This window comes from Hymenobacter qilianensis (assembly GCF_014489555.1).
Taxonomy (GTDB): Bacteria; Bacteroidota; Bacteroidia; order Cytophagales; family Hymenobacteraceae; genus Hymenobacter; species Hymenobacter qilianensis.
Genome location: NZ_CP060784.1, coordinates 2110539 through 2127641, shown reverse-complemented (window position 1 = coordinate 2127641; position 17103 = coordinate 2110539). Strand labels below are relative to the sequence as shown.

The following is a 17103-nucleotide window of genomic DNA, read 5'->3' as shown; positions in this document are numbered from 1 at the left end:
CTATTGGGCTTGCTCTACTACGAGCTGGTGCCGCTCGTTCTTCACGGCATTGGTCAATGTCCAGCCGATTTCCTGGCTAAATGGATGCTGGCGCACCGGGCACTCCGACATGTGGCAGTGGGCGCAGGCAGTAGCGTTGCAAGGGTCGGCGTGCACAAACATCTCCACATCCACATCGAAGCGCTGGCGAATGAGGGCTTCGATGTCGTTTAGCTCATTGTGAATTTCATCGAGGCTGAAGTAATACGGCATGGTCATGTGGCAGTCGATGTGCAGATTAGCGCCATAGCGTAGCACGCGCAGGTTGTGCACATCAATCCAGGCCGGGCGGCGAAACTGCTGCAGCTCCCCTATTACCTCCCGGACTATTACTACATCCGACTCATCCATGAGGCCGCCCACCGAGCGGCGCACCATACGCAGCCCATTTACCACAATAAAGCCCCCCAGCAGCAATGCCGCTCCCGCGTCGAAGAGTACGTTGCCGGTAGCGGCCACCAGCAGCAAGGCCACGCAGGACACAATGGTACTTACCGCATCAAGATAGAGGTGCTGCCCATCGCCCACCAAAGCCACTGACTTAAGCTTACGGCCGGATTTAATTAGCAGAAAGCCAACGGCTAAGTTGGCCAATGCCGTAATGCCAAGCAGGGCCATGCCTAAGTCGGGGCGAGCAACGGCGTGCGACTCCAGAAAGGCCAGCGTGGCGCTATAGAAAATATAAACGCCGGCAATCAGGATTAGGGCGCCCTCAAAGCCCACCGACAGATACTCCACTTTGCCGTGGCCGTAGGGGTGGTTTTCATCTTTGGGCAAGCCCGATAAGTACAGACTATACAGCGCAAAGCCACTGGTAAACACGTTGATAATAGATTCCAACGCGTCGGTGAGTACGGCTTGGGAGGCCGTGAGCATATAGGCGTAGAACTTCACGGCTACCAGCACGGCACTCACTACAAGCGACAGGATGCCAAGGCGTAGCTTAGATTCGGAAAGCGTCATAGGGGGGTGAACACGAAAGCGGGGGCAAAAGTCCATTAAAAAATCTACTTCGCCGGTGAACGAAACATTTTAACTATAAATCAGTAGTTAAGGTAAATTGAAAAATATATTTAGGTTAGTCTAAAAATAGCGTACTTTGTGAATAACTCTTCTACTAATACAGTGTCTCAACCTGTTAAGGATTTTATAGAAACGCCCCCCAAGCCGCCTGTTTCCGAGCATCCGGGCTGGCGGCAGGCGCGTCATGCGCCTTCTTTGCAGGAAGTATATGCGAGCATAAAGGTGCCGGCTCACGATGCCTCCTTCTGGCGCAAGCTTTTTGCTTTCTGGGGGCCGGGGCTTATGGTGGCCGTGGGCTACATGGACCCCGGCAACTGGGCCACCGATATTGCCGGTGGTGCCCGCTATGGCTATACACTGCTGTCGGTTATCCTGATTTCCAACTTGTTTGCCATGCTGCTCCAGCACTTGGCGGCCAAACTGGGCATCGTGACGGGCCGCGACTTGGCCCAGGCCTGCCGCGACCATTACTCTAAGCCTGTAGCGATGGTGCTGTGGGTGCTCTGCGAAATTGCCATTGCCGCCTGCGACTTGGCAGAGGTTATCGGATCGGCTATTGCTTTGAATCTGCTGTTTGGGCTGCCGCTGCCGTGGGGCGTGGTGCTCACCATTCTGGATGTGCTGGTAGTGCTGTATTTCCAGAATAAGGGCTTCCGCATCATTGAGAGCATTGTGGCAGGCCTGATTGTGGTCATTTTTGGCTGCTTTCTGTATGAAATCATCGCCTCCAATCCCGATTGGCTGGGTATTGCGGCCGGTCTGGTGCCTCAGACCAGAGTAGTAACGGACCCCGGCATGCTTTATATCGCCATCGGTATTCTGGGTGCTACCGTGATGCCGCACAACCTGTATCTGCACTCCAGCATCGTGCAGACCCGCGCCATCGAGCAGACGGAGGAAGGCAAGCGCATGGCCATCAAGTTCGCTACCATCGACTCGACGGTAGCGCTGTTCCTGGCATTTTTCGTGAATGCGGCCATTCTGGTAACCGCTGCGGCGGCGTTTCACCGCAATGGCTACTTCAATGTAGCCGACATTAATGATGCGCATAAGCTGCTGGCGCCGGTGCTGGGCGCGGGCGCGGCCAGTGTGCTGTTTGCCGTAGCCTTGCTGGCCTCCGGCCAAAACTCAACCCTGACTGGTACGCTGGCGGGGCAAATCGTGATGGAGGGCTTTCTGCACATTCGTCTGAAGCCTTGGATGCGCCGCCTGATAACCCGCGCTATTGCTGTAATTCCTGCACTCATTGTCACCATTCTGTATGGAGAGAAAGGAACGGGTGAGCTGCTTGTGCTTAGCCAGGTTATCCTGTCGCTACAGCTAAGCTTCGCGGTGGTGCCGCTGGTACTTTTTACGGGCAGTAAGCTCAAAATGGGCGTATTCACCAATTCGCTGCTGGTCAAAGTACTTGCCTGGACCGTTTCGGCTATTATCATTACCCTGAACGCTTATCTGCTGCTCGAGATGTTTCTGGGCTAACCCGAAAGCGCAGCTGTTCTAAAAAGCAACTGCGCTTTTTTCGCTTCACAGATTTAGACTAACCTAAATAAAAATTATTACCCGATCTAAACTTCTTTTTCGCTTTAGCTATGAAACACTTTTTCCTGCTGATTTTCAGTTGCCTGCTTACTCTCGCAGCAATGGCACAGTCGGGCAAGGTGCGCGGCCGGATACAAGCGGAAGGCAAGCCGGTGCCTTTTGCGAGCGTCGGGGTGAAAGGCACCACGTTGGGCGCCACGGCCATGGAAGACGGCATATTTATTCTCGACAATTTGCCCCCCGGCAACCACCGCTTAGCTATCAGTGCTATCGGGTACACTGCTACTGAGCGGGCCGTGAGCGTAACAAGTGGACAAACGAGTAACCTAAACGTAACGCTGCAAGCCAGTACCGGGCAAGAGCTGGGCGAGGTGGTCGTATCGGGCACATTGCATCCCGTATCGCGGCTGGAGTCGGCGGTGCCGGTGGAGGTGTACAACCCCACTTATTTTAAGAAGAACCCCACTCCTTCCGTATTTGAAGCCTTGCAGACGGTAAACGGGGTGCGGCCTCAGCTCAACTGCAACATCTGCAACACCGGCGATATCCACATCAATGGCCTGGAAGGCCCTTATACCATGGTGCTCCTGGATGGCATGCCCATCGTGAGCGGCCTGAGCACGGTATATGGCCTGACGGGTATTCCGAATAGCCTCGTGGAGCGCATTGAGGTAGTGAAAGGTCCGGCGTCTACGCTCTACGGTTCCGAAGCGGTGGGCGGCGTTATCAACATTATTACCCGCGATCCGGAAAAAGCCCCCAGGTGTCGGCCGATGCCTTTAGCACGGGTTGGGGCGAGCACAACGTCGATCTGGCGCTGAAGACGCGGGTGGGCAAGGTTACTTCTTTGCTCGGGGCCAACGGATTCGTTTACGACTCGCCCCGCGATGCCAATGGCGACGGCTTTACCGATATTGCCCTGGCCAAGCGCATTTCGGTGTTTGACAAGCTAACGCTGGCCCGGCCCGAAAACCGGGTGGCTTCGCTGGCAGCGCGCTACTTATACGAAGACCGCTGGGGCGGACAGATGCAGTGGTCGCCGGAGTTTCGGGGCGGCGACAGCCTCTATGCCGAGTCTATTTATACGAGTCGGGCCGAGGTAATCAGCGCGTATCAGTTGCCTATCCGGGGGCCGCAGGTAATGCTGAGTACTTCGTTGAATACCCATAATCAGAACTCCGTGTATGGCACCACGGTGTATAAGGCGCAGCAGAACATTGCCTTCGGACAGCTTACGGCGGCTCACACGGCTGGCCACCATCATCTGCTGCTGGGCTCAGCGCTACGCTTCACGTACTTCGACGACAACACGCCCGCCACGGCCACCGGCGACACGCTGGCATCCAAAAATGCCCCCCAGCGCATCTGGCTGCCGGGTATATTCATGCAGGATGAGCTGCGCTTCAACTCCAGGCACACGCTGCTACTGGGTTTGCGCTACGATCATAACTCGTACCACGGCAGCATTTTTACCCCGCGCCTCAACTATAAGTTTTCGCCCAACGACCGCCAGACGTTCCGGCTGAGCATGGGCAATGGCTACCGGGTGGTGAACGTGTTTACGGAAGATCACGCGGCACTTACCGGGGCCCGCACCGTTGTTATTCGCAACTCCCTTCGGCCCGAGCGCAGCTACAACGCTAACCTGAACTACCAGCGGCTGCTGCCGATTGGGCAAAGCCTGCTGAGCTTCGATGCCAGCGCTTTCTACACTTATTTCACGAATAAGATTACACCCGACTACACCTCTGACCCTACGCTGCTGATTTATGACAACCTGCGCGGGCACGCCGTGTCGCGGGGCCTCACGCTGAATGCCGACCTCACGTTTGGCTTTCCGCTAACTGCCATTCTGGGGGTTACGGCGCTGGATGTATACCAGGTCAGCGCTGACGCCAGCGGCCAGACGCGGAAGCAGCGCCAACTACTCACGGAGCGCATATCGGGTACGTTCGCGCTGAGCTACCGCTTTGCTGCAGCCGGCCTGAGCGTAGATTATACGGGCAACGTGTACGGGCCCATGCGCTTGCCTTTACTGGGGGCGCTGGACCCACGGCCGGCTTCGTCGCCCGCGTTTAGTATTCAGAACATTCAGGTAACCAAGCGGCTGGGCGATAAGCTGGAAGTATACGGGGGCGTAAAAAACCTGCTCAACTTCCGCCCCACTTCCGCAGCCATTGCCCGCGCCTTCGACCCTTTCGACAAGCAAGTGCAGTTTGACGCGGCCGGACAACCCGCAGCGACTGCCGAAAACCCGAATGCCCTGACGTTTGACCCAAGCTACGTGTACGCCTCCAACCAAGGTATTCGGGGCTTTCTGGGGTTGCGGTACACCGTGTTCGGGGGGCAAAAATGAGTGAGCTTGCGAGACAGTTTTACCAGTAACATAGAAATAAATCCATCTTCCAGACTGGTTCTGCGTAATGTGGCCCGCTCCGGGTTGGGGTTTTGCTTTCAAATCAAATGAATAAGCTCTACTGGCTATTGTTGGCCTTGCTGCCCCTAACTACGGCATATGCCCAAAAGCCTGAAAAAGGCACCAAGATGGATGGGTACTCGCTGTTTCGGCCGGTACCCCGCGATTCTATGCGGGAGCTGCACCCCGACCGGCCAGGTATCACGGAAAGTCCTTTCACCATCGACCCGGGCCATTTTCAGGTAGAAGGCGACTTTTTACGTCTTCTCACCAGCCGCAGCGCCGGCAACCGGAGCCGTACCTGGCAGGTGGCGCCCCTCGTGCTCAAGGTCGGCATATCCGATCAAATAGATTTTCAGGTTGCGCTGGAGTCGTATACGATAGAAAAAGAATGGGCTGAAAACGAGCCCCAGCAGCGTCGCAGCGGCTTTGGCGACGTGACGCTACGCCTCAAACGCAACCTCTTCGGCGATGACGATGAAACCCGCGCGGCAATGTCGGTCACGGGTTTTGTGCGCTTGCCAATGGGCGGAAGTCAGGGCGCGGGCAGCACCGAGATGGGGCTGGTGCTGCCGCTTAACTATCATCTGACCAAAACCTGGGAGGTAACGGCTCAGCTGGAAGGCGACCGGGCCTATGATCGGGAAGCCGAGCGCCACTACTTTCAGTTTGTACCCGGAATCACTGCCGAGCATGCATTTTCGGAGGCATTGGGCCTGTTTGGCGAAGTAATAGGCCGCTGGAATGCCCGCGAGAATGACTGGCAGGCCACCTTCAACATTGGTCCGGAGCTGAAAGTGGGCGAAAATACTCAGTTCGATGTGGGAGCCATACTACCCCTCACGCCCGGTGCGGAGCGCGAGTTTTTTGTGGGTGTCACCGTCAGGATATAGACTGCGGAAGTTAAGTCACTGCAGTAAACAGGGGCTGAAGCATTTGGTAGTACTTCAGCCCCTTTTTAGTTCCGTATCGTTCAGGAGTGGCGGATCAGGTATTCTTATCTGTCATTAGGGAACGAGTGTTGGCCTTCCAATCAGTTATAAACCAGGTAACTACAGATACCACACCTAACGCCAGGGAAAGGTTGCGCTCAGCGCTGCCAGCTTCGAAATTGAACAAAAACGGTGCAGCCAACAGGGCAATTCCCGTCAGCAAATCGAGCCAGCCATGCACAGGGAATGGCACCAAGCGGAGAAGGCCAAATCGGAAGTCGGTCATAAGGGTGAGCAGCAAATAGCCCCCGCCATCAAATAGCACGCGGTGTCTACAGCGGGCTCCAAATCAAACATGATGGGTGCCATTGCCAGGACGGTGATGAAGGCTATATCAATGACGCCATGCGCTATTGGTGATAGGATTTTCATAGATAACCAGGTTAGTTAATAAAGAAGGAATGACTGAGATCAGTACGATAAGCATGGTGGAAGGATACTATCGATCTTGTAGGAATCACGTCTCATTCTGAAGCAAAAAGCCCCCAGCGGAGTAGCTGGGGGCTTTTCTGCTTGGTAAAAGTTGCTAATGATTCGACATAACCGTTTTATGGCTGCGAGTTTGAGCGCGCCAATCGGTCAGGAGCCATGCGCCCAGAAACACGCCCCCCATTATCATGAAGAAGTTACGGGCAGTTTCGTTGTCGTCGTTGAAACCGAAGATGAAGGGCGAAGCCAGCAACACCAAGCCGCTTACCAGCTCCAAGCCGCCGTGCACGGGGAATGGAATTACGTGCGCTATGCCCATTGGGAAATCGGTGAGCAGCGTGACAACTAAGTAGCCAGCAGCCAAGATATAGCAGACAGTGGCGTACATACCTTCAAAGCCGAATATGGTAGGCGCCAAGGCAAAAAGGAGTATCGTGCCATAGTCGAGGATACCATGTACACGAGGCGAGATTACTTTCATAGCTGGTAGGAGTTAAGATGGACAGGAATCTCTTAACTCTTACGGACTTGATAATCAAAGGGTATTGCTCAACTGCCACGCTCTCACCTAACCTCATGTGTAGAATAGACACCTCGGGAAAAGCTACTAAAATCGCCCCCCAGCACCACGTTACGCTTATAAGTATGCGTCTCGCCCCCAGCCACCCGATACAGCTCAATCAGCAGCACATAGGGCCCGATAGCAGCTTTACGGCCTTGATCGGTGAGGCCATCCCACCGCAAAAACCCACTATTAGGTAAGGTTTCGTTGCGCAGCAGGCGACGAGTCAGCCGCCCTTGCGCATCATAAACGGTAATAGAGGCCGCGTAGCCTGGGTAGTCGAAGCGGTAAGTGAGCGTCGTAAAATCTTGCTGGCCGTCTTCGTCGGGGGTAAATATCTCGGGTTCAATCTGGAAGAGCTTCGCCCCGGTAGGGTCGGCCTGGTACTGCGAGTTGGGCCGGCCAGGGGTACCGTACCCAACGGCGCTGGCCGCGGAGTGAAAATTGCCCCCCACGCTAGGTTCCGCCGCCCGAATTCGCTCCAGCGACACGCCGTTGCGGTCGCTGAGTAAGGGCAGATGCAGCTTTTCGTCGTAGCTGAAGCGGTCAATTGTCTGGCCCTTTGCGTCCAGTACTACTACCGTAGCGGCATCGTCGGGGAGGCTGGGAAAGCTGGCCATGGTCAGGAACGCCGCCGGGTCATGGGTTGGATATTCACTTTGCACCACGTCGGGGCGGGTAGTGAGCACCAGCAGCTGGCCCGGCGCCAAGCCATACGGTTCTGCGCTGATAGGGCTGGCGCTCAGGCCCGCGGCTTGCTCCACGCCCAACTGCCAGCCCTGCACATCCAGATAATTGGCCGAACGATTCAGCAGCTCCACAAAATCGACGCCTCCCGTGCGTGGATTGAACAGGATTTCATTGATTACAACGTCGCCAGCTGTGGCCGCTATGGGCAAGGCAAAGGCTGTGGAGGTAATCGGCCCCGCGCCATTCCCCGCGCAATCGGTGGCGCGGTGCACGGCCACGGTCAGCGGCTGGTTGGGGGGCAAATTGGTAGCCAGCAGCAAATCGACAGCACGGAAATCGGGGCCCTGCGGTACTATCCGCGTGATAGGCACAGCGGGTGTTAAGGCATACAGCCCAACGTTGGTGTTGGCCAAGCTATCCAGCTTCTCCCCGAAAACCAGGCGCACCGTAGTCGGAGTCAGGGCCACGGCCCGCTGTAAGGTGGGCGCGGTACGGTCAGGGTTAGTAGTCCGCACCGCGTTGACGCGGCCGGGCGTCCCGCCACTGTCGTTGGTGCTGGCGGTCCAGTTGCTGCTGCCGGCGCAGGGGTTGGCAGCATCTACCATTTCCAGCGACCAGCCGCCTTCTTTTTTGCGCAAATCCTTGTACCAGGTATCCGAATACGTGATTTCAAACAAGGTTTGTCCGTTGCGGGCGCGCAATACAAGCTGGTCGCCGGCATTTGAAAGGCTGGGGAAATTCGTCAGCCCAAAGACTTTCCCGAAAGCGGCAAACTGACTAACGCGCGTGCTGCCACAGACCACAGCATACTCGCCCGGCAGCAGCACGGCCCCAGCCAGAAAGACAGCGGCCGTAGCGCTGCCCGGCTTCAGCAGCCGCAGACCCGCCAAATCAAGCACCGTACTTGCCGTGGGGTTATGAATCTCGATGTACTCCGACGCGGGCAGCCCCACCACCGGGGTGTCATCGGCCATTATTTCGGTAATGAGCACCTGATTGAAAGCCGGCACCACGGCAAAACCCTGATTTACAAAAGCAGCAGTAAGCGGCCCAGCAGCCACTATTCCGTTAGCATCGGTGATATTGCGCGCTTCGAGCGTATTGTTTCCCAAGGGAAAATTGCCCCCAGCGTCAGGTGTACCAGGGCCGGATTGTCTGCATCGGTTTGGGCCGTAAGTACTGCCGGCCCGGCTACGAGGCGGAAGCTGGCAGCGCTGATAGCATCAAGGTTTTCACTGAATAAAGCATCCAGCTGGTGGGGGCCGGTGGGCGTAGCGCTCAGCAGAGCGGGCGGTACCGTATCAGTAATCCGAAAATCGTCGAAGTAAAAGTTGCGGTTGTTGGCGGAAGAGTAGGTCAGGCGCACCCCGAAAAAGGCGCTGCGCTGGTGCGTGGCATCGGTAGCCGTGCCGCCGGAAGCAAAATTTTGCCCCCCAGCCAGGTCGTGTTCCAGCACCCAGACATTCTGAGCAGAGCGAGTCACACGCACACGCACTACGTTATTGTTAGCAGACTTCAGCGTACCATCCTGACCATTAATAACATATACAGGACTACCCGTGGCATCTTGCCGGAACAAGCTAATCTCATCTGGCGTACCTCCCAGCCGCACGAAGTAGCCTTTGGTGCCGCTCGTTTTTAAGCTGGCCTGATCGGCCATGAGCCAGACATCGGCCAAATTGCCCCCGAGGTAGCCAGGCGCAGATTAGCATAAAACTCCCACGTAACGCCGCTGGCCGCGGTGCTGGCCGTTACCAGTTGCAGCGTAGTGCCGGTGGTGGCGGGTCCGTTGCTTTGCAGCTGTTCGCCGCTTACCTGAAAACTGCCTTCATCGCCGGCCCAGGTTGGGTTTTGGTTGAGATTACCGTCGGCAAAAGACTCAACAAGCTGAGCATTAGCAGCTATGGAAAAAACTAAAGGAATTAAACCCAGTATGAATGCTCGCATGCTTACTATCGTCGGCGGTATCGCTACCTATATAAGTTTGTGTGCTGACCGGAGAAGCGGTATAACAAGCTGCCTATAATTTGCCCCCCAGCGCGCCGCGCGCCTATGCAAGAAGGATACCGCGAAATGAAAGTCGCTTCGCCCCTATCTTTGTGTAGGAGCCGTAGGTGCGGCCAATGTTTAGAAACCCAATTTTCCTATGAAAATCGCCGTAGTTGGTGCCACCGGCCTGGTCGGGGGCGAAATGTTGAAAGTGCTGGCCGAGCGCAATTTCCCGGTCACTGAACTGCTGCCCGTGGCTTCCGAAAAATCGGTAGGCCAGGAAATCGAGTTTCAGGGTAAAAAATATAAGGTAGTAAGCATGGACGCGGCCATTGCGGCTCGACCGGCGGTGGCTATTTTTTCGGCGGGCGGCGGCGTTTCAAAAGAACAGGCTCCACGCTTCGCAGAGGTTGGCACCGTCGTTATCGACAATTCCTCGGCCTGGCGCATGGACCCTACTAAGAAGCTAGTCGTGCCCGAAATCAACGCCAAAGAGCTTACCTCAGCCGATAAGATTATCGCTAACCCCAACTGCTCTACTATTCAGATGGTATTGGCCCTGCACCAGCTGCACGAGGCTTTCCAGATCAAGCGCATTGTAGTAAGCACCTATCAAAGCGTAACCGGTACCGGCAAAAAAGCTGTTGATCAATTGATGGAGGAGCGGGCGGGCCAGACGGCTTCCAACCCCGCCTACCCCCACCCCATCGACCTGAATGTGCTGCCTCACATCGACGTATTTGAGGACAATGGCTACACGAAGGAGGAAATGAAAATGGTACGCGAAACCAAGAAAATCCTCGGCGACGACACTATTCAGGTAACCGCCACGGCCGTGCGGATTCCCGTAATGGGGGGTCACTCGGAGGCTGTAAACGTAGAGTTTGCGCAGGAGTTTGAGCTTTCCGACGTGTACCGTATTTTGCGCGAAACCGATGGCGTGGAAGTGGTTGACGACGTAGCCCAAAACCAGTACCCAATGCCCAAAGACGCTCACGGCAAGGACGCTGTACTGGTCGGCCGACTCCGCCGTGATGAGTCGCAGCCGCGCACGCTCAATATGTGGGTAGTGGCGGATAACCTCCGTAAAGGAGCTGCCACCAACGCCGTGCAGATTGCGGAGGCAATGATGAAAATGGGATTATTAAGGAGTTAACGCCTCTTTATGCTATATGCCGCATTTCTGATAAAGACATGCAAGGGACTAGTTCCTAGTGCACAGGGCTATAACCTTACCGACAAAGCTAATTTGTGCATCATGTCGCTAGAGGGAGCACCCACTAGCCTGCGTGATAAAATGGTACCAGTTCAGTAGGCATTTCTTTGCCTAGAAAAAAGCCCTGCTAGTTTGCTAGCAGGGCTTTTTATTTGTTTGCTGATGATCCTATTACGTTCCAAAAATGCCCCCACGAAGTCTAGCACTGCCCGTCGGGTAACTTGCGGCCGCTCAAAGAACCCAACGTGACCCACGCGCTCCAGAAACAGGGCTGTGCTCACAGGCGGCAGTGCTACCTGCTCCAAAGACGTAGCTAACGGCACCGCCGCATCTTCCTTACCCACTATAAATAGCACTGGAAACGTGGCTTTGCGCAACACTTCCGTACGGTCGGGCCGGTTGCGCATGGCTCGCATACCCCCAACTATACTAGCCTGTGAGGTGGCGGCACCTATTTCTTCCAACTGGCGCCGGTAGGGCATCATGGCTTCCTCGTTGGCATTGGCAAACAGCGGTCGGATGAAGGTCTCCATAAACTTTGCCACGCCGTGGCGCTCCACAAAGCTGATGTTCTTGTCGCGGTTGGCCTTCTTCTCCTCGCTATCTGCCTGGGCTGACGAGTGAAAGAGGCACAAACCCGCCACCCGCGCCGGATACTTCTCGGCAAAGGCCAACGCCACGTATCCGCCCATAGAGTGACCAATAAAAATGGCTTGTTGAATACCGGTCTGATCTAGCTCTTCTTGTACAAACTCAGCCAGCGCTTCCATAGAGTAGTCAGCAACAGGTGGCTCCTTTTGGTTGCCATAACCGGGGAAGTTGGGTGTGAGAATCCGGTACTCTGGGGGGTAATCTTGGGTAAACTCAGCCCAGATGTTGCGGCTTTCAGCAAAGCCGTGGAGGAAGATAATAACTGGTTTTTTATATGCTTCAATCATAGTTACTAGTTCGTTAATTAAAATCTAAAACCTTGGTAATTTGAAGAGCAAGGTAACGCCAGCAAAAAGGCCAGGACCGTATACGGTCCTGGCCTTTTTGCTGGCGTTTATGTTTCGTTTTAAGGCTTATGAAGGGCAGCTTTATTACGAATTTGATCACCTAACTATTTGCCAGCTGTAACTACCTGCCGAACTGTAAATCGGCCCTGCTTCGTCGTGAGACGGAAAAGGTACACGCCCGTTGGGAGAGAAGGAATTACGACATCAGCATTTTCCGTTGATACAGCTTGCGAGAACACAGGCTTACCAGTTACGTCTAGCACGGAGAAGCGGCTATCCCCGTCCAGTTGGCTCTGAATTGTAAAATGGCGGGGTGAAGAGGTAGAAACAAGCCAATCAGTGGTTCGCTGGGGTTTGCCCAAGGAAATAATGGTTGAATACGTGGCTTTGCCATCGTAATCTACCTGCCGTAGGCGATAGTAGGAAGAAGAAGTTAAAGGGCTAACATCAGTGTAAGCATAATTCCGCAGCATGGTAGAGCTACCCGCACCTGCTACCTGAGCTATCTTCTCGAACGTAATTCCATCAACCGAACGCTCCACTGCGAAATGAGCATTATTAACCTCAGTAACTGTGGTCCATTTCAGGTTAACTGCAGTACCACCAGAAGCCCAGTTGCCAACAAAGCGAGTAAGCGTCACAGGCAACACCGAAATGCATGATGGGTCGTTGCTAGAGTTGACTGGGGTTACATTTGGTCCAGTTGAGACAGTACAGGGAATCTCTTTTTGCTGTATACAAGTAATCAATAGATCATTAGGCGCGAAAAGGTCTGCTCCTCCATTATTAGTGCGAATAGCACCGGCAACGCGTAACCCTGCAGGTGACCCCCCTGAGTGGGGTCTGGACCAGTGATCAGAACATTACCATTCTGAACATCTATATCACCAAGTACATTGAGTAAGGAATTATTACCTAACCCGACGTATGACTGATTAATCAACTGCAAGGTGCAATTCACCCGTAAAATAGAATTATCATCTACTATAATATTAGCCTTATTACCTATAAGAACCGATACACTTACCTGTGGAGAATTTATAACACGCTCTGCACTAGCTTCTATTGCCAAAAAACCTGCTACGTTACCTTGGGTATTTATTGTTAAGGTCCGTCTGGTGCCGTCTTCTATCAATGAGCCCCAGCTTTTATTCTAATTTCACCTGTGGTGGTAAAATCACCATTGAGGATTACATTATCATCAATAATAATGGTGCTATTACTGGGCGTATCTTGAGTGCCACAGCCAGTTAAAGATCGCTGTATAACGGCTGGATTAATGGTTGTTGTACCTGGAAGAAAAAAGTTTCCATTAGAGATACTAGTGTACACACATTGAGCTGAGGCATTGCTACTGGCAAAGGCCATTAACACAAAGGTTAAGCAGAGGAGTAGATAATGTTTCAAAATGCAAAAGGGTTAGGTAAGCGAGATCAGATAAAGGAAAGTAAGAAGTTGGAAAACCATTTTGTAGTTCAGCAAGCAATATTTCACCTTGACAAATTTATACTCAATAGTTATATATACAAGCTAATTCTATGCCTTATTTTATTATAATTCAAAGTTTGGGCATGAACCATCGTTTACTATTTCAGCCGTAGAACATTACAAAGGGCATAGATTCAAGGCCTATGCAGCACTATTATAGCATTCATTTTTAACTGTTTATATACAATAAGCTCAACTGGTGATAATAGTATAATAAAGAACACCAAAAAAAGTCCGAGCCTATAGAAAGCCCGGACAAGTATAATAATTCTCAATAATAGTGTAATGAATACTGACAGAGGTTAGCACACTACTGCCGCATTACGAAAAGCGTTAATATGCAAGAATAGCCTAGCTGAAGATGTGTAAATTTTCCTTTTAGAGAGCGAACCGCTCAACAGAAGCTTTCGCTACCACCCTACTAGTCAATTCCCGCACCGCGTTAGCAATACCAGTGGCGTCGAAGCCGCACTCCTTATATAATTCATCCTGAGAGCCGTGTTCTACAACTCGGTCAGGAATACCCAGGCGCTTAACAGGAACGCTGTGGCCATGGTCAACCATAAACTCCAGCACGGCAGCCCCAAAGCCGCCTTGCAGGCAGCCATCCTCTACCGTCACAATAGCTTGGTAGCGGCTGAGTACATCGGCAAGCATTGCTTCGTCTAATGGTTTAGCGAAGCGCATATCGTAGTGGCCGGCAGGAATACCTTCAGCAGCCAAAGCAGCGGTAGCCTTCACTGCGTAGTTGCCGATATGGCCGAAACTCAAGATAGCGACACCCTGCCCTTCGCGCACTACGCGGCCCGTACCAACAGTGATTTTTTGGAAAGGAGTACGCCACTTAGGCATCACGCCCTCACCTCGTGGATAGCGGATACTAAAAGGACCCATGTCGGGCTGCTGGGCGGTATACATTAGGTTACGCAGTTCCTGTTCATTCATGGGTGCCGAAACCACCATGTTGGGTACGCAACGCATAAAGGCTATGTCGTAGCAGCCGTGGTGAGTGGGACCGTCGGCACCGGCAAATCCGGCACGGTCGAGGCAGAAAACCACGTTTAGATTCTGCAATGCCACATCGTGCACTACCTGATCGTAGGCACGCTGCATAAAGGAAGAATAGATGTTGCAGAACGGTACCAAGCCCTGTGTAGCCAAGCCCGCAGAGAACGTAACAGCGTGCTGCTCGGCAATGCCCACGTCGAAGGCACGATCCGGCATGGCCTTCATCATGATATTCAGGGAGCAGCCGGAGGGCATGGCGGGCGTTACACCCATCACTTTTTCGTTTTGCTCGGCAAGTTCTACGATAGTGTGGCCGAACACATCCTGATACTTAGGTGGCTGGGGACTATCGTAGGTTTTCTTATGGATCTCACCCGTTATTTTGTCGAACAGACCAGGCGCGTGCCATAGCGTTTGGTCCTTTTCAGCTAAGGCATAGCCTTTTCCTTTTACCGTTACGCAATGCAGAATTTTGGGACCTGGAATGCTTTTCAGGTCGCGCAGAATGGTAGTCAGATGCTGCACATCGTGGCCATCCACGGGGCCGAAATAGCGGAAGTTGAGGGCCTCAAACAGATTACTTTGCTTGAGCAGCGTTGCCTTCATGGCCTGCTCTACTTTGCGGGCAATCTGCTGGGGATTCGGGCCGAACTTGCTGAGCTTGCCCAATACGTTCCACAACTCATCGCGCACTTTATTGTACGTGCGGGAGGTGGTGATGTCGGTAAGATATTCTTTGAGCGCACCCACATTGGGGTCAATGCTCATGCAGTTATCGTTAAGAATAACCAGTAGGTTAGACTTGGCAACGCCGGCATGATTGAGGGCTTCAAAGGCCATACCGGCCGTCATGGCACCATCGCCGATTACGGCGATGTGCTGACGGTCCTGCTCATTCTTGTACTCGGAAGCTACTGCCATGCCTAAGGCAGCGCCGATACTGGTGCTGCTGTGACCTACGCCAAAGGCATCGTACTCGCTTTCCTTGCGCTTGGGAAAGCCCGACATGCCGCCGTAGCGACGATTCGTAGGGAACTGGTTGCGGCGACCCGTCAGGATTTTGTGACCGTAGGCTTGGTGGCCCACATCCCACACTAGCTGGTCGTAGGGGGTGTTAAAGACATAATGCAGAGCTACCGTTAGCTCTACTACGCCAAGAGAAGCACCAAAATGCCCCCCATAAATCGAAACTGAATCAATGATGAACTGGCGCAGCTCTTGGCTTACCTGGACAAGTTGGTCCTCGCTGAGCTTCTTGAGGTCATCAGGCGAGTCAATGGCCGCCAGTAGTTCACCGGGTTCAACAATCATCTTTCAGAAAAGCAAAAAGTAAAATATAGCACCATAACCTACTAGCAATGTAAAAGGTTGGAACCGTCCAAGTTTCCTGCCGAAGTTACCAGACAAAGGTACGACTTTTCATTAGGGCCGGTTGTTGATGGAAGTCGCAAACGCTCACCTTTCTTCCACCTACTTCTAACCTCATGCGTTGGCCTCGTCCGAGGCAACACTTAACGCGTATTTGGTAGGGGCCGCTCTCATTATTGCCTACTTTTACCCCACCACCCGCCTTTTACCCATGCCGCTCACCCAGGATAGTCAGGAAAAGCAACTTCTTGATAAGCTAAAGCCTTCTCGCATCGTTCTGCCGGTTCTTATTGGCCTGAGCGTAGTAGGCTTTATGTTCTGGCGCAGCTACCGGCCAGGGGATTTGGCGCCCTTAGCAAATGCCAAGCTGCATTGGCTATTGGTGATGGTAGCAGTACTGGTAGCGCGCGATTGGGGCTACATCTACCGCATCCGACACATCTCGGAGAAAGTACTGAGCTGGCGCCAGAGCCTGGATGTGATTATGATCTGGGAATTTGCCTCCTGCGTATTGCCTTCCGCTGTGGGTGGCACCTCCGTAGCGCCGTTTCTGCTGAATAAAGAAGGAATTTCTCTCGGCAAATCACTTGCCTACGTGATGGTTACGGCATTGCTCGACAACGTTTATTATGTCGTGACGGTGCCATTGGTGGTGTGGCTGGCGGGCGATGCGCTGTACCCACACGAGGCGCTTCAGGGAGGTTTTGTAACTACCCTGAAGGTGGCTTTCGTGCTGAGCTACCTGTTGGTTTCGCTGTACTCGGGCGTAATGCTTTATGCGCTTTTTATTAATCCGCAGTCGGTTAAGCGGTTATTGGTGCGGCTGTTTTCCCTGAAAGGCTTACGGCGCTGGCGAGCCAAAGCCTATCAGCATGGCAACGAGATGGTGTGGGCCTCGGCTCAGCTCCGTGGCAACGGACCGAGATATTGGGTAGAAGCGGCCCTTTCTACGGCTTTCGTCTGGACGGCTCGCTACTTGGTAATCGGTTGCATTATTGCTGCCTTTGTGGATCTAAGCTGGGGGGAATTTGGTCTGATTTTCAGCCGCAACCTGATCTATAAAGTGGTGCTACTGGTGGCCATTACGCCGGGTGGCGCGGGCATTGCGGAGGGCGCTTTCCCCACCTTTTTTGGCAAGTTTATCGGCACGCCCACCATGACAAATTTTGTGGTTCTGCTGTATCGTATTGTTACGTATTACCTGTATCTGGTGCTGGGGGCCATTTTCCTGCCCCGCTGGGTAGCCCGGGTATTCGGCCGAAATCAGGTAAAGAAGGTCATGAACTCCTAAAGCAAAAAAGCCCCCAGTGTACTACTGGGGGCTTTTTTATAAGTAAGCGAAATCC

General features: G+C 53.5%; 16 protein-coding genes. 6 read left to right on the top strand and 10 right to left on the bottom strand.

All coding sequences use genetic code 11. The features are described from left to right. Positions 1 to 1002: a cation diffusion facilitator family transporter gene (locus H9L05_RS09845; RefSeq protein ID WP_187734007.1), complete on the bottom strand. Its 1002-nt coding sequence runs from the start codon at positions 1000 to 1002 to the stop codon at positions 1 to 3. Positions 1003 to 1188: 186 nt separating this feature from the next. Between H9L05_RS09845 and H9L05_RS09840 the strand changes: the two genes are divergently transcribed. The 4 genes from H9L05_RS09840 to H9L05_RS09830 all read left to right on the top strand — a co-directional run bounded on the left by H9L05_RS09840 (position 1189) and on the right by H9L05_RS09830 (position 5910). Next, positions 1189 to 2541 carry an Nramp family divalent metal transporter gene (locus tag H9L05_RS09840; protein ID WP_187734235.1) on the top strand — a complete coding sequence of 451 codons (1353 nt, stop codon included), beginning with the start codon at positions 1189 to 1191 and terminating at the stop codon, positions 2539 to 2541. Between the two features lie 110 nt (positions 2542 to 2651). Further along, positions 2652 to 3422, top strand: coding sequence for a TonB-dependent receptor (locus H9L05_RS26065; RefSeq protein ID WP_191334713.1), 771 nt, complete (start codon positions 2652 to 2654; stop codon positions 3420 to 3422). Next, positions 3365 to 4957 carry a TonB-dependent receptor plug domain-containing protein gene (locus H9L05_RS09835; protein WP_191334712.1) on the top strand — a complete coding sequence of 531 codons (1593 nt, stop codon included), beginning with the start codon at positions 3365 to 3367 and terminating at the stop codon, positions 4955 to 4957. Before H9L05_RS26065 ends, H9L05_RS09835 begins: the two co-directional genes overlap by 58 nt. 107 nt (positions 4958 to 5064) lie before the next feature. Next, positions 5065 to 5910 carry a transporter gene (locus H9L05_RS09830; protein ID WP_187734006.1) on the top strand — a complete coding sequence of 282 codons (846 nt, stop codon included), beginning with the start codon at positions 5065 to 5067 and terminating at the stop codon, positions 5908 to 5910. A 94-nt stretch (positions 5911 to 6004) separates the two neighbouring features. Here the strand turns inward: H9L05_RS09830 and H9L05_RS09825 are convergent, their stop codons facing one another. The 5 genes from H9L05_RS09825 to H9L05_RS09805 all read right to left on the bottom strand — a co-directional run bounded on the left by H9L05_RS09825 (position 6005) and on the right by H9L05_RS09805 (position 9637). Next, positions 6005 to 6274, bottom strand: coding sequence for a hypothetical protein (locus H9L05_RS09825; protein WP_187734005.1), 270 nt, complete (start codon positions 6272 to 6274; stop codon positions 6005 to 6007). A gap of 261 nt (positions 6275 to 6535) precedes the next feature. Then, positions 6536 to 6919: an SPW repeat domain-containing protein gene (locus tag H9L05_RS09820; protein ID WP_187734004.1), complete on the bottom strand. Its 384-nt coding sequence runs from the start codon at positions 6917 to 6919 to the stop codon at positions 6536 to 6538. An 83-nt stretch (positions 6920 to 7002) separates the two neighbouring features. Then, positions 7003 to 8802 carry a lamin tail domain-containing protein gene (locus tag H9L05_RS09815; protein ID WP_187734003.1) on the bottom strand — a complete coding sequence of 600 codons (1800 nt, stop codon included), beginning with the start codon at positions 8800 to 8802 and terminating at the stop codon, positions 7003 to 7005. Then, the gene (locus H9L05_RS09810; protein ID WP_187734002.1) at positions 8751 to 9368 is read right to left on the bottom strand and encodes a hypothetical protein; all 618 of its coding nucleotides are present in this window, start codon (positions 9366 to 9368) and stop codon (positions 8751 to 8753) included. Before H9L05_RS09810 ends, H9L05_RS09815 begins: the two co-directional genes overlap by 52 nt. Beyond that, on the bottom strand, positions 9329 to 9637 hold the full coding sequence (locus H9L05_RS09805; protein ID WP_187734001.1) for a hypothetical protein: 309 nt from the start codon (positions 9635 to 9637) through the stop codon (positions 9329 to 9331). The genes H9L05_RS09810 and H9L05_RS09805 overlap by 40 nt, the downstream gene beginning before the upstream one ends. A 199-nt stretch (positions 9638 to 9836) precedes the next feature. Between H9L05_RS09805 and H9L05_RS09800 the strand changes: the two genes are divergently transcribed. Beyond that, positions 9837 to 10835 (top strand): aspartate-semialdehyde dehydrogenase, encoded by a 999-nt coding sequence (locus H9L05_RS09800; RefSeq protein ID WP_187734000.1) that lies wholly within the window; start codon positions 9837 to 9839, stop codon positions 10833 to 10835. Positions 10836 to 10987: 152 nt separating this feature from the next. Here H9L05_RS09800 and H9L05_RS09795 read toward each other — a convergent pair whose 3' ends face one another. The 4 genes from H9L05_RS09795 to dxs all read right to left on the bottom strand — a co-directional run bounded on the left by H9L05_RS09795 (position 10988) and on the right by dxs (position 15700). After that, positions 10988 to 11833 carry an alpha/beta fold hydrolase gene (locus H9L05_RS09795; protein ID WP_187733999.1) on the bottom strand — a complete coding sequence of 282 codons (846 nt, stop codon included), beginning with the start codon at positions 11831 to 11833 and terminating at the stop codon, positions 10988 to 10990. A 164-nt stretch (positions 11834 to 11997) separates the two neighbouring features. Continuing rightward, positions 11998 to 12435 carry a T9SS type A sorting domain-containing protein gene (locus tag H9L05_RS09790; RefSeq protein ID WP_187733998.1) on the bottom strand — a complete coding sequence of 146 codons (438 nt, stop codon included), beginning with the start codon at positions 12433 to 12435 and terminating at the stop codon, positions 11998 to 12000. A gap of 589 nt (positions 12436 to 13024) precedes the next feature. Then, positions 13025 to 13300: a hypothetical protein gene (locus tag H9L05_RS09785; protein ID WP_187733997.1), complete on the bottom strand. Its 276-nt coding sequence runs from the start codon at positions 13298 to 13300 to the stop codon at positions 13025 to 13027. A 459-nt stretch (positions 13301 to 13759) separates the two neighbouring features. Beyond that, positions 13760 to 15700 (bottom strand): 1-deoxy-D-xylulose-5-phosphate synthase, encoded by a 1941-nt coding sequence (dxs, locus tag H9L05_RS09780; RefSeq protein WP_187733996.1) that lies wholly within the window; start codon positions 15698 to 15700, stop codon positions 13760 to 13762. 178 nt (positions 15701 to 15878) lie between these two features. Between dxs and H9L05_RS09775 the strand changes: the two genes are divergently transcribed. Further along, entirely contained in the window at positions 15879 to 17048 is a 1170-nt protein-coding gene (locus H9L05_RS09775; RefSeq protein WP_223284850.1) for a lysylphosphatidylglycerol synthase transmembrane domain-containing protein, read from the top strand. Positions 17049 to 17103 lie beyond the last annotated feature (55 nt).

Coding starts and splice junctions, on each gene's coding strand:
- dxs (WP_187733996.1), bottom strand. CDS start 15,700: ATGATTGTTGAACCCGGTGAACTACTGGCGGCCATTGACTCGCCTGAT.
- H9L05_RS09830 (WP_187734006.1), top strand. CDS start 5,065: ATGAATAAGCTCTACTGGCTATTGTTGGCCTTGCTGCCCCTAACTACG.
- H9L05_RS09795 (WP_187733999.1), bottom strand. CDS start 11,833: ATGATTGAAGCATATAAAAAACCAGTTATTATCTTCCTCCACGGCTTT.
- H9L05_RS09845 (WP_187734007.1), bottom strand. CDS start 1,002: ATGACGCTTTCCGAATCTAAGCTACGCCTTGGCATCCTGTCGCTTGTA.
- H9L05_RS26065 (WP_191334713.1), top strand. CDS start 2,652: ATGAAACACTTTTTCCTGCTGATTTTCAGTTGCCTGCTTACTCTCGCA.
- H9L05_RS09800 (WP_187734000.1), top strand. CDS start 9,837: ATGAAAATCGCCGTAGTTGGTGCCACCGGCCTGGTCGGGGGCGAAATG.
- H9L05_RS09820 (WP_187734004.1), bottom strand. CDS start 6,919: ATGAAAGTAATCTCGCCTCGTGTACATGGTATCCTCGACTATGGCACG.
- H9L05_RS09805 (WP_187734001.1), bottom strand. CDS start 9,637: ATGCGAGCATTCATACTGGGTTTAATTCCTTTAGTTTTTTCCATAGCT.